Origin of the sequence: Psychrobacter sp. AOP30-A2-5, from assembly GCF_052378115.1 — a bacterium.
Lineage (GTDB): Bacteria > Pseudomonadota > Gammaproteobacteria > Pseudomonadales > Moraxellaceae > Psychrobacter.
Genome location: NZ_JBQSXK010000020.1, coordinates 1 through 12,538 on the forward strand (window position 1 = coordinate 1; position 12,538 = coordinate 12,538).

General features: G+C 41.8%; 12 protein-coding genes. 3 read left to right on the top strand and 9 right to left on the bottom strand.

The window, feature by feature from the left end; genetic code table 11:
• Nucleotides 1-242: 242 nt before the first annotated feature.
• A complete protein-coding gene (gene pssA, locus ACT3S4_RS11985) occupies nucleotides 243-1,145 on the bottom strand; it encodes a CDP-diacylglycerol--serine O-phosphatidyltransferase (RefSeq protein WP_227676082.1) in 903 nt (300 codons plus the stop codon).
• 42 nt (nucleotides 1,146-1,187) lie between these two features.
• On the bottom strand, nucleotides 1,188-2,063 hold the full coding sequence (locus ACT3S4_RS11990; protein ID WP_045446718.1) for a 23S rRNA (adenine(2030)-N(6))-methyltransferase RlmJ: 876 nt from the start codon (nucleotides 2,061-2,063) through the stop codon (nucleotides 1,188-1,190).
• Nucleotides 2,064-2,192: 129 nt separating this feature from the next.
• Here ACT3S4_RS11990 and ACT3S4_RS11995 point away from each other — a divergent pair, with 129 nt between their 5' ends.
• Nucleotides 2,193-2,948 (top strand): 2OG-Fe(II) oxygenase, encoded by a 756-nt coding sequence (locus ACT3S4_RS11995; protein WP_444761132.1) that lies wholly within the window; start codon nucleotides 2,193-2,195, stop codon nucleotides 2,946-2,948.
• Nucleotides 2,949-3,046: 98 nt separating this feature from the next.
• Nucleotides 3,047-4,261 (top strand): succinyl-diaminopimelate desuccinylase, encoded by a 1,215-nt coding sequence (dapE, locus tag ACT3S4_RS12000; protein ID WP_444761133.1) that lies wholly within the window; start codon nucleotides 3,047-3,049, stop codon nucleotides 4,259-4,261.
• A 90-nt stretch (nucleotides 4,262-4,351) separates the two neighbouring features.
• On the opposite strand, the gene ACT3S4_RS12005 is transcribed toward dapE, so the two are convergent.
• The 6 genes from ACT3S4_RS12005 to ACT3S4_RS12030 all read right to left on the bottom strand — a co-directional run bounded on the left by ACT3S4_RS12005 (nucleotide 4,352) and on the right by ACT3S4_RS12030 (nucleotide 9,012).
• Nucleotides 4,352-4,852 carry a GyrI-like domain-containing protein gene (locus ACT3S4_RS12005; RefSeq protein ID WP_426138557.1) on the bottom strand — a complete coding sequence of 167 codons (501 nt, stop codon included), beginning with the start codon at nucleotides 4,850-4,852 and terminating at the stop codon, nucleotides 4,352-4,354.
• A gap of 74 nt (nucleotides 4,853-4,926) precedes the next feature.
• The gene (iscX, locus tag ACT3S4_RS12010) at nucleotides 4,927-5,136 is read right to left on the bottom strand and encodes a Fe-S cluster assembly protein IscX (RefSeq protein ID WP_021812734.1); all 210 of its coding nucleotides are present in this window, start codon (nucleotides 5,134-5,136) and stop codon (nucleotides 4,927-4,929) included.
• Nucleotides 5,137-5,266: 130 nt separating this feature from the next.
• Complete coding sequence (locus ACT3S4_RS12015; RefSeq protein WP_426138558.1) at nucleotides 5,267-5,830, bottom strand: acyl-CoA thioesterase; 564 nt, start codon at nucleotides 5,828-5,830, stop codon at nucleotides 5,267-5,269.
• A gap of 181 nt (nucleotides 5,831-6,011) precedes the next feature.
• Nucleotides 6,012-7,412, bottom strand: coding sequence for an NAD(P)(+) transhydrogenase (Re/Si-specific) subunit beta (locus ACT3S4_RS12020; protein WP_444761134.1), 1,401 nt, complete (start codon nucleotides 7,410-7,412; stop codon nucleotides 6,012-6,014).
• The gene (locus ACT3S4_RS12025) at nucleotides 7,409-7,756 is read right to left on the bottom strand and encodes a proton-translocating transhydrogenase family protein (RefSeq protein ID WP_296240300.1); all 348 of its coding nucleotides are present in this window, start codon (nucleotides 7,754-7,756) and stop codon (nucleotides 7,409-7,411) included. Before ACT3S4_RS12025 ends, ACT3S4_RS12020 begins: the two co-directional genes overlap by 4 nt.
• A gap of 101 nt (nucleotides 7,757-7,857) precedes the next feature.
• A complete protein-coding gene (locus tag ACT3S4_RS12030; protein ID WP_193009095.1) occupies nucleotides 7,858-9,012 on the bottom strand; it encodes a Re/Si-specific NAD(P)(+) transhydrogenase subunit alpha in 1,155 nt (384 codons plus the stop codon).
• A gap of 482 nt (nucleotides 9,013-9,494) precedes the next feature.
• Here ACT3S4_RS12030 and yaaA point away from each other — a divergent pair, with 482 nt between their 5' ends.
• Nucleotides 9,495-10,295: a peroxide stress protein YaaA gene (gene yaaA, locus ACT3S4_RS12035; RefSeq protein WP_444761135.1), complete on the top strand. Its 801-nt coding sequence runs from the start codon at nucleotides 9,495-9,497 to the stop codon at nucleotides 10,293-10,295.
• 102 nt (nucleotides 10,296-10,397) lie between these two features.
• Here yaaA and ACT3S4_RS12040 read toward each other — a convergent pair whose 3' ends face one another.
• Nucleotides 10,398-12,056, bottom strand: coding sequence for a glucosamine inositolphosphorylceramide transferase family protein (locus ACT3S4_RS12040; RefSeq protein WP_444761136.1), 1,659 nt, complete (start codon nucleotides 12,054-12,056; stop codon nucleotides 10,398-10,400).
• Between the last annotated feature and the right edge of the window lie 482 nt (nucleotides 12,057-12,538).

Genomic DNA, 12,538 nt, shown 5'->3' on the forward strand with positions numbered 1-12,538 from the left:
AATGGCAGTCTACGGGGTTTTGCGTTGGGCTGAGGTAAGCTCGTAAATAAGCATGCTTATTTCATCTCAATCATGTGGGTTTCTTTAACAAGTCGTTATCAATGATCATTATCTAAAAAATGAGCTGGTCTTTCTTTATCTTATCGTGATGAATACACTGATAGCCGGTTTGATATATAAAGCGTATAAAAAAAGGAACTTACCCTACGGTAAATTCCTTAATATGACACGAACAATCAATTCTAAAAATTTGCTTTTGCTTTAATCGTCGTAACAATACCCGATAACGCATAAATAATACCAATCGCCAAGATACCAACAGGTATATCATAGAGCACAATACTCATAACCAACACACCAATTATTAGAACTACAAAAGGTACTTTCTTTTTATCAAACTCTTTAAAGCTATAGTATTTGACATTACTAACCATCAGTAAACCACAAATCACCACCCAAGCAGCAAATAAGAATATGACTGCCGTATCGTACTGCCCAACCCATTCATTATGGTCAACAGCGACCATAACGGCTGCCGTTACTAATATAGCAGCAAGTGGACTGGCCAAACCGACAAAGTATTTTTTATCAACAATACCGACCTGAACGTTAAAACGTGCGAGACGGAAGGCGGCACAGGCGGTAAAGACAAACGCACAGCCCAAGCCAATGCGACCTAACGGCTGTAGCGCAAAACTATAAACTAAGATCGCTGGTGCAACACCAAAAGCCAGCATATCGGCAAGCGAATCATATTGCTCGCCAAAGGGGCTTTGCGCATTAAGCATACGCGCCACTCGCCCATCAGCACCGTCGAGAATAGCGGACAAAAAGATGGCTAAAGAAGCTTTGTAGAACTCGCCTTGCGTACTGGCTAAAATCGAATAAAAGCCAGATAGCAGTGACAAGGTTGTAATTAGGTTTGGCGCTAAATAGACACCGCGACTGACTACTCGCTGCCCTTCAGCAACTTCTGCTTCAATCACTTCAAAGGTCAAGCCATCATAACTCTCATTATCCGCTAAGCGAATATTGAAATCATGCTCATCGACAAAGGGCGGCTGGGCGGCTGCGCTGTCTTGTAACAATCCATCATTTAGAAGCGGATGATTTGATTCGTCTTTAGGTGATTGCACGTTAGTCATCTCAATATCCTTATTTGCCGGCATAGTTATTCACTAACATGGTTATTCGCCGACTAGCCAGCGTACATTGGTTGCGCTATCAGGCGTTAAGTCTGGAGCATCAGCCACTTTTAATGCAGGCTGTAAGAAGCGTAATATCTCACGTGCATGATTATCAAATTGCCAAGGTGGATTGATTACCAGTAAACCTGTACCGTTAAGACCAACCGCCACATCATTTGGATAAATATTCAGCTCACAAACCAACTGGCGGCGCATTTCAGTACGCTTCAGTTTTTTATAAAACAATTCAACGGCTTCAACGTTCTTAATAGGGAACCAAAGCGCATAAGTGCCTTGTGGCCATTTATTATAAGCAGCAACGAGTAAATTTATAAGGCGGGTAAAATCTTTGTGCTCTTGCTCATAAGGCGGATCAAGAAAAATCAGACCACGCTTTTCTTTTGGCGGAATAACGGCGGTAATACCTTCAAAGGCATCACGATGCTGTATACCAATGGGTAACTTGTGCAACTGATAATTTAGCGCATCATATTCGCTAGCTTTGGCTTCAAAAGCTTCACCGCGCACGCCCGCATCTGGATTTTTCTCGATATGATGGGCAACCCACCAAGGAGAACCAGGATAGACTTTATTGTCATAAGTGAAACGCGCTTGCTTAATGCCTTCCATATAATCTTTGACAGCAGCGGGTGCCTTGTCGGTATTGGCATTTAGTAACGCTTGGATACCACCTTTGGCCTCACCTGTCTTGCGCGCTTCTTCACTGCTCAGTGAATACAGTCCGCGACCACCATAAGCATCAAGCACATAAAAAGGTTTGTTTTTTTGCCCCAATTGATTAAGGAGTTGTACCAATAAAATGTGTTTAACCACATCAGCAAAGTTACCAGCGTGGTAGGCGTGTTTATAGTTCATAATCTCAAAAGTTTAAATAAGAAAAATTACATCTATGGTAGCATAGGCAGAGTAAAAGATAACGATGGTTTTGGTAAAAAGGCATTGATTGGCTATGTATTGCTAGCTAACTGACCATAGTGAGACGAAATGACAGAGATTATTAGCAATCTTGATGTGACAAAGTTGGTGATTGATCATCCGATAGGAGAAGATAATCCACCATTATTATTTCCTCATAGCGACGACCCAAGCCAAAAACCACTGACTCAGCGCGTATTACAACAGTCTGATTTCGATATCAGTTGGCAAGATAAGCTGACTGATACACAACTGGATACATTCGTTGATGATGGTTGGATCATTATTGATGAGGTCTTTGAAACGAAAGCGCTGTTAGCCTTGCAAGCAGAGAGTGGTTTTATTGACTATCGTGACGCAGAGCTGACGGCTGGGATTCGTGTCAGTGATATTCGCGGTGATCGCATCCGCTGGATTACAGAAAACTTCTTTGCTGGGTTTTATTATTTGCAAAGTATCAATGCGCTTGCCGCCTTATTTAATCGCAGTTTATTTGCCGGTATTCGCCACAGTGAAGCGCATTATGCTTGCTATCCGGTAGGTTTTGGCTATCAATGGCATAGTGACAATCCAGCTGGGCGTGATGAACGCGTTATCTCTGCGGTGTTTTATCTCAATGATGAATGGGAACCAACTGACGGCGGCGCACTAGAAATCATTGATAAACATGGCGTTCATCATAACGTCATGCCTGTCGCCAATAGATTGGTGATATTTGACAGTGACCTACAACATCAAGTACAAATTGCCCATCGGCAGCGTTACTCTATCGCTACGTGGATGCGCCGTGATGGTTTGGTGCCTTTTGTTGAAGACAAGATTTAAAACGCATTAGCAAGTAACAAGCAACGACTGATTGTATTTTATCGTGGCTGCCAATTTTAAAAAATTATCATCTTAATTTATAATAAAAAGGTTTATTCATGTCGGACTTTAATAAACAAACCATCCATCAACAAGAAAACCATCAGCAGCAAACGCTAGATTTAAGTATTGCGCTACTTGAACGTCCCTCCGTCACCCCAGATGATGATGGCTGTCAAGATATCTTGTCAAAACGACTATCACAAGCTGGGTTTGACTGCGAATTTATGTATTTTGGCGATAGAGATCAAAGCGGCGAACATGCAGAAGTTAAAAATCTATGGGCGCGCCGTGGCACCACTGATCCAGTTATTTGTTTTGCTGGTCATACCGACGTCGTGCCTACGGGTGATGAAAACAATTGGACGTATCCGCCATTTACGCCCACCATCGCTGATGGTTATCTATGGGCTCGCGGTGCAGCTGACATGAAAACGGGGATTGCGGCTTTTACCGTCGCCGCCGAGCGTTTCGTCGCTAATTATCCTGAGCACAATGGTTCGATTGCTTTTTTAATCACCTCAGATGAAGAAGGCCCGTCTATTAATGGCACGGTCAAAGTCATTGAAACCTTAGAAGCACGTCAAGAAAAAATCACCTATTGCTTGGTTGGCGAACCATCGAGCACAGATACGCTCGGCGATATCATTAAAAACGGTCGCCGCGGCTCATTGGGTGCGGAACTTACGGTCACTGGCAAACAAGGTCATGTTGCATACCCGCATTTAGCTTGCAACCCTATCCATGCAGCCATGTCAGCTTTGGCAGATTTGACCTCAGCTACTTGGGATAATGGCAATGATTATTTCCCTGCGACTTCACTGCAAATCTCTAATATCAATGGCGGTACAGGTGCCACCAACGTCATTCCTGAGACGTTAAAAATTATCTTCAACTTCCGCTTTTCAACGGAAACGACTGAAGATGAGCTGAAGGCAAAAACGCATGCTATCTTTGACAAACACTTTACTAATAGTAAGGCCAGTTATGATATCCATTGGAAATTATCTGGTCAGCCGTTTTTGACCCCTGAAGGTAAGTTGGTTTCTGCCTGTCAAAAAGCCATCAAAAAGGTAACCGATACTGACACGACACTATCTACATCAGGTGGTACTTCTGATGGACGCTTTATTGCACCAACGGGTGCACAAGTCGTTGAGCTTGGTGTAAGAAATGCGACGATTCACCAAGTTGATGAAAAGGTAGAAGTCGATGACTTAGGCAAGCTTGCGCAGATTTATGAAGGGATTTTAGAGAATTTGCTGCTAGATTAATCATTCGTTGAAGTAAGCAAAGAAAGCGCCAAGTCTGATAGCAGACTTGGCGCTTTTTTATTATTTTGACTGATTTATTCAATACTAATTTTACTCAATACCAATATAGAGATCAACTTGACCATACTCTAGATTACCACCGATATAATGCTCAAAATCGACATCAAAAGTTCGGGTATGCTCACAGCTGCGATCATTAAAATAGGTCCAAGCCTTTTCCCAAGCATTCATCACCGTGTATGGCATTCTACCCTGCTCAGAGAATACCAAATACTTTCCTGCAGGAATATATACTGTTACTAGGTTTGCAGCCTTAGACATATTTTCACTGTCTGATGGCTCTTGCTCGCTGGCTACTTTCCAACTGGCAACCACATCAAAAGCGCCGACCAAATCATCGCTCTCATAGTTATGATAGACACCATAAATGTCTTCGCCTTTAGGCAGATCACTGGCATGATTTTGATAAAACTTTTGCCATAAACGACCCAGTTTCGCCGTGTCTTCGCTAATCTCAGCGTTATTGGTCGTACGAACGCTAATACCTTTACAAGTTATTGCTTCAGGTAACTCTTTAATTTGTGACGTCATGATCTGTAAGTCCTATATATTTATTCAGTTTTCTATTTGAGATAGTATTAAAAATAGCGCTTCAGGGTATAAATCTAATCTGCTTCATCAATCCAATTCATTTGAATCGCTTCCAAGATGCCTTCATTTGATTTTTGTGGATCATCATCAAAACCTTCAAGCTCAGTCACCCAGCGATGTAAATCAGTAAAACGGATGTACTGCGGGTCGGTCTCTGGAAACTTCTCATACAGCTCAATAGCGATATCTAAGCTGTCTGTCCATTTTAATTTTTGCGGGGTCATGATAGCTCCTTAACTTTTAATCATTTTTATACACCTCATCAAATCAGTAGTCAATTTGACTGGTGATTTGATTGGCAACTTAATAACCGCTATCCTACCAAAATTCGCCTGCTGATTATAGACAAGTTCGTTATGCCGCACTTGTTGTTTTACTCGTTTCAGCAGATTTGGCAGATTTAATCGCCACTTGATGCTGATTCCAAGAATCAATGACCTCATTCAACCGCTCACCTATCATATCCAATATCTCTGGCGCACATTTGCCTTTTTTATTGGTCAATACAAACTTAGTCATACCAACGCCCATCAGCTGGTTTTTTACAAAAAAGCGCGTTTCAAAATAAACGTATTTTTTATCCCAGCCAACAAGCGTGCTACTTACCGTCATCTTATCTAAAAATTTAATTTCTTTCAGATAAACCATTTCTTGCATGGCGATAACCCAATTTAATGGTTTAATACCTTTTTGATGACAGCACGCCATCAGCCAGCGAGTAATGTTTAGCTCGATAAAAGACAAATAACGATAATTAGGCAGATGATTCCGAAAGCCCATATCATGCGGCAACACTCGATAATGACGAACTGTCGGTGCAATCAAGAGCTCAATACTAAGGCGCTCGCTTACTGATTGCTGCTTAAGTTGTTGTTTTAGCAAGCTGACCATAATAAAAAAACGTATCAACATATTCATAAATGACTCTCTTAACGCTTATTTTGTGTAAATTTATTGGGTATAAATTATTGTATATAATATATAAACAGCGACTGGCTATAAATGCAGCGTACCTTAACGCAAAAAAAGCCACCTCAGTGACTTTCTTTACTTAAAAATTTATAGGCAAAAGCTAACCGTTAAACACATATTTTAATGATTAATGACCTGCGCCATTGATACTACGAACCATCTCTTCGACCATCTTCTTGGCATCACCAAAGATCATCATGGTTTTGTCCATATAGAACAGACTGTTATCAAGACCTGCATAACCTGTGTTCATTGAACGCTTGATGACCATGACCGTTTGCGCTTTGGTCACTTCTAGAATTGGCATACCAAAGATTGGTGAAGTTGGATCATCTTTCGCAGAGGGGTTTACCACGTCGTTCGCACCGATGACCAACACCACATCGGTACTTGCGAAGTCCGAGTTAATCTCATCCATCTCTAAAATATCATCATAAGGGACATCGGCTTCAGCCAATAGAACGTTCATGTGACCTGGCATACGACCCGCAACCGGATGAATCGCAAAACGCACATTCACACCTTCTTCTTTTAGCAGCTCATACAACTCTTTTACCGCATTCTGTGCACGGCCCTGTGCCATACCATATCCCGGTACGATCACAACACTGCTTGCATTGGCCATTAAGAAACCCGCATCTTCTGCCGAACCAGCTTTGTAGTTCTTCGGTGCGCCATCATCGCCGCCCGCTGCTACAGCGCCTGTACCCATACCGCCAAATAAGACGTTGAGTAATGAGCGGTTCATGGCTTTACACATGATGTAAGACAAGATCGCACCTGATGAACCAACGAGCGACCCTGCAATAATCAGCATTGAGTTACCAAGGGTGAAACCAATGCCTGCTGCTGCCCAACCAGAGAACGAGTTCAATAGCGAGACCACCACTGGCATATCACCACCACCGATTGGCGCAATCCACATCCAACCAAAGATAACGGCAATCACTGCCATCGCATAAAATGCTGGTAATGAGTCAGTAACGAAATAAACGCCACCGAAACCAATCATTGCAATGAATAATAACGCTTGGACAGGTTTTACCCAGCCGCCAACCAACGTTTTAGCCCAGCTTTTAGCTGCCAATTTACCAAAGGCAAAGACGGATGCTGAAAAGGTAATCGCACCGATGAAACAACCGATAAATAGCTCAACTCGCGCCACTGCACCATGCTGTTGTTCAGTATGCAATACGGTTGCCAATGCAATGGCGACCGCTGCCAAACCGACGAACGAATGCATCAAAGCCACGGTTTCTGGCATTTGCGTCATCGCGACTGTTTTCGCTTTCCACATGCCGACGAGGGCACCCAAAATCATCGCACCGATAATTAACCACAGCACAGGGCCTTCTGCTAAGAAGAATGTCGTGACGACCGCAATCGCCATCGCTACCATACCAAAGCGGTTACCACGGATAGCCGTCTTAGGGCTAGACAAACCACGCAAGGTCAATACAAAGAGGATAGCGCCTACTAAATAAAACCAATCAGCATTTGCCGCAATCATTGTTGAGAAATCATTCATGCGTCGCCTCCAGTTTCTGTTGTCCCAGTTTCAAGAGCGGGTGCTTTTTTCACTTTAGGTTTGAACATCGCAAGCATACGTTCGGTCACGGCAAAACCACCAAAGATATTGATACTGGCCAAAAATACCGCGAAGGCACCTAATAAACTGGTCGGTGTAAACACAGAGCCGTCAATGGTGACGGTCTGTAGCATCGCACCTACGATGACGATACTCGATAGTGCGTTGGTGACAGCCATTAATGGTGTGTGCAATGCAGGCGTGACGCCCCAAACGACGTAATATCCGACAAAAATAGCAAGTACAAATACGGTAAAAATCGCTACAAATGGTGTGCTACTCATGGCCGCACCAGCTGGCGCTGCCGCTAAAATAGTGGCAATCATCTAATCCTCCTAAAAATTTATTCGTTACTGGCAAATGTGTAGTGAAAGGCAGTCAAAACTTAGCGTTTGGCTAGTCGTACCTGACTGTCATGTGTCACTGCCAGTGCGCCTTGAATCTCGTCTTCCATGTCTAAGTTAAGCGATAAGTCATTTGCTGAAGCGTTATCGCTAGCAGGCGCAATTAATGTGGTGATAAAGTTAACCAAATTGTTGGCATACAAATCTGAAGACTGCGCTGCAAGCATCGATGGGATGTTGGCGGCACCAACGATACGTACGCCATTGTCTGTGCTGATGGTCTCATTAGGCACGCTGCCTTCGACGTTGCCACCTGTACCAGCAGCCATATCAATCAGCACAGAACCTGCCTTCATTTTAGCAAGGGTTGCGCCGTGCACCAGACGAGGAGCGTTACGACCAGGAATCTGCGCTGTGGTAATGACGATATCCGCATTGCTCAAGGCTTTGTCTACGACAGCGGCTTGATCTTTGACATATTGCTCTGATGGCGTCCACGCATAGCCACCTGTAGACTTAGCTGTCTCAGCCTCCTCTGCACTCATTGGTACATCCAGCCACTTACCACCCAATGACTCTACTTGCTCACGAGCAGTTGGACGTAAATCACTCGCTTCTACCACTGCACCCAAACGCTTGGCTGTCGCAATCGCTTGCAAGCCAGCAACCCCAACGCCTAAGATGACCACTTTAGCAGGCTTAACTGTACCGGCTGAGGTCATAAACATCGGGAAAGGACGTGAGTATTCATTTGCCGCGAGCAATACTGCTTTGTAACCAGCAAGGTTGGCCTGCGATGACAGTACATCCATATTCTGTGCGCGTGACAATGTACGAGGTAAAAGTTCCATCGCAAAGGCAGTAACACCTTTGGTCGCATAAGTATCAAGCTGAGTATTACGATATGGGTCGAGCATGCCAATGACAATCTGACCTAACGTTAAGCCTTCAATAGCTGCAGCAGGTAAGTCATTGACGGTGGTAATAATTTGAGACTGTGTGATTACCTCGGCGCTGCTGCTAGCAATATCGGCACCTGCAGCCTGATATAACTCATCAGCATAATATGCCGCTTGACCTGCACCTGACTGTATGACGACTTCAAACCCAAGCTTACGCAATTTTTTGACTGCGTCTGGGGTTATCGCTACACGGCTCTCGCTCGCGATATCTGCACTGATTACACCGATTTTCATACCGTCTCCTTACTTACGTCTAATGACTATACTTACGTCTCACGACTACCTTTAACACCCTCAACGCACATTTAAAAAGCACAGGGGACAAAAAACCTTTGGTCATGGTTGGTTCAACATCACCACCAAAGATTATCAATTTAATAAATGATAGCGACTTTGCCATCATGCCTTTTTATTATAGAGACATCATCTGCCAACTTTCATTGCCTAATGATGACCCACAAGTAAAATAAAAAGTTAGGCATTTACACCATCTGCATAACTTTTATTGTTATATTAAAAATTTTTCCTTTTCAATTAAACACTAGACTTGACAAGCTATCGGCTTATATTACTCAAATATCTGTCCTTTTTAAGGGTAACGTTAAAAAACACGAAATAACGATGGGTAGGTCAAGATACATTGCTGCTTATCGTATAATAAGAAAACTTGATACATAAATAGAATACCCATTGACTCACTATAATAAGGAATGACGATGTATTTTTTACTTTCCCCTGCCAAATCTTTAAATGAGAAAGATGCGGTGCCAGTGAACTTAGACAAATATTATAGTCAGCCAGAGCTCATCGAACATGCGCAAGCATTGATGAAAAACTTAAAATCGAAAGAACCGATTGATTTACAAGAACTGATGGGAATCTCTGATGATTTGGCACAGCTCAATGCCAAGCGCAATCAAGAGTGGCGTTGGAGCAACGATAAGCCCTTTACTTTAGACAATGCCAAACCTGCAGGTTATTTATTCGATGGCGATGTTTATACTGGACTTGATATGTATCACATGGATAAAGACACCGCCATTTACGTCAATAAGCATCTGGGTATCTTGTCTGGATTATATGGCGTATTGAAACCGCTCGATTTAATCCAACCCTATCGTTTAGAGATGGGTACCAAACTGAAAAATGAACGTGGTGATAACCTTTATGAGTTTTGGGGCGAGAAAGTAACTGCCATTATTAATGCACGTATGGCGGATAGTGATGATAAGATTTTGATTAATCTGGCGTCAAATGAATATTTCAAAGTGGTAAAGAAAAAAGCGCTAAATGCGGAAGTTATCACGCCACGATTTGAAGATGAAAAGAATGGTCAATACAAAGTAATTAGCTTCTATGCCAAAAAAGCACGCGGACTGATGGTGAAGTATGCTGCTGATAATAAGCTAACCAATGCTGAGCAGCTAAAGCAGTTTGATTTGGTGGGATATTATTACTGTGAAGCCGCTTCTGATGATAAAACGTGGACGTTTAGACGGGATGCGGTGGATCAGTAGTTTAAAAAAAATCTAATTTGTATAAATAAACCCCGATAAGCTCAGCCTATCAGGGTTTTTCGAAAAAATATTATCACCAGTTGCCGTAAAACCTCTCAATGATTATACGGTAAAGCGCAATTTATCTCTTGAAACATCAAGTACGACAGTTTGATCATATACGTTATAGGTATGAAGACGATCGATCTCGTTTTCCCAATTGGGTTCGATATAACGCACAAAGGTTTCTTTGTAAGATGTCGGTGTCAACTCTTCTACCAGATACAAAGCCACTCTACGTCCATACCTAATAGTGCCATCTTGAGCCGTACGAAACAGCTGACCATTTTTTCGGAATAATGCACCTGCTAATCGTGATCCACGCACATCAATTTTTAAAGGCGCCGAGGGATGAATGCTCCAGTTATCTGACTCCAACTTATCAGACGTATAAATATGCAATTCTAAATCCATCGTAAGGACTGAAATTGAACCATGCGTGGTAAAAAGATACCATAAGCCATTGTGCTCAATAACGGCACTATCTGCTGCCTGAACCCCAGACACCAACTCATGAACTTTTTCCCACTTCTGCGGAAAATCCGTCGCTTTTAATAGGTTAATACAATTGGTCTTGGCGGCTTCTGGAATCATATATACAGCGTTTTCATGCTCGAATACATTAGGAAAGCTTAAATGAGAGCGAATACCTAAATCGACTGGTCCAGAATTGATAACTTGATGGTGCTCATCCAGTTCCACCCACTCTATACGGCCGATACCTTCTTTGTAATTTAAGCTCTCAAAAAATATATAACGCCTTGAATCTCGCTCAATATAAAAAGGGTCAGCCCAAAAACATCCTTTTTCAGGCAATAGCTCAGTGTATGTTTGCATCGACTGATCAATAGAACCAATCAAAATACTCCAGTTATTGTGATAAAGACTTTTATAGAAAGTCTTTATCGTATAGTTTTTAAAAAAACTCATCAAATGCCGTATGGCAGTCAGTTGCTGGGGTTCTTCATAAATTGCATCGTCAAGCATTGAATTCGTCGAATTTCTACTTTTGACGCCAATTTTATTTTTATGGAAATACCAATACAATATCGATGCTGTGACACCATTTAATTTATGCTCGGTTAAATTATAGTCCCAGTAAAATAAAGAACCATATCCTCTCCCAACGACTTTATCACCATTAAGACGCTCATTTAACAGATGTAGCGTGACTACGCTATTCTCCCATTGTTCGGCAAACTGCCAATACAATGCTGATCCGTGCCTTTGTTTGGTTTCATCGCCGTAACGAAATAACAGAATACCTTTTTTTGAAACACTCAGAATTCTCCCTGCTAAGGTTCGAAAACCAAATTTGACTAGATAATCTAGATTGGCGGCTTCAAGTTTCTCAATTACTGAATCCTCAATCTCATCATAAATCTTATCCTGATTTGCGACTGATATTACGATGGGCATCGTACCATTAGCCACCAAGTCATGAATAGAATAACGCTTGGTATTACTCTTATTTCGAGAAAGAAAAGAAAATAACTTTTGATTAATGGAAGGAATAACTTTGGATAGACGAGACATGTGAGACGCTTGTTTTTTATCTCGTTGGACAGCAATACAAACCTCAACCTTGCCTTCATCGACGAGAGATTTTAATGGTTTGAACTTATGCCATGGCAATGTTTCCTCTTCTACCAGAATTCCAAGCCTAATTTTTTTCATCATCATCACCTTGAATTGCACAAGAGTTTGTGGCTGGGCAGCCATAACACATGTTCAATTGTCCTTTGATAAAGTATCAGTCCATTGATTATATTTATTAATTACATTTAAATAATAACATATATAAAAAAACTTTATATATTCAATACTTTTGATAATGTCAGATCGATTTTGTTGATCTAATTGGTATTTTACTTGTTGAAGTTTTTAGAAATACATCAAAGATCATGAGTAAATAATAGATAGAGTGTCACCACTGAGTCTGGGAAATAGCAACGCTCTCACTATGTCTGTCAATTGGCAACCTTTCCAAGCATAAAACACTTATCCAGCACTATCGAATGAATGTATATAAAACCGTGAATACCTCATATACCAATGAGTAGCGCTATAAAAATTAGGCAAAAAAAAGCCCTGCTATCTTCCGATAACAGAGCCTCTAATGATCAAATAAACTTTATGACAAAATCATACTTCTAGCGAAAAGCGCTTTATGGATTGACTAAAGCAGTACGACTAGGCGACCA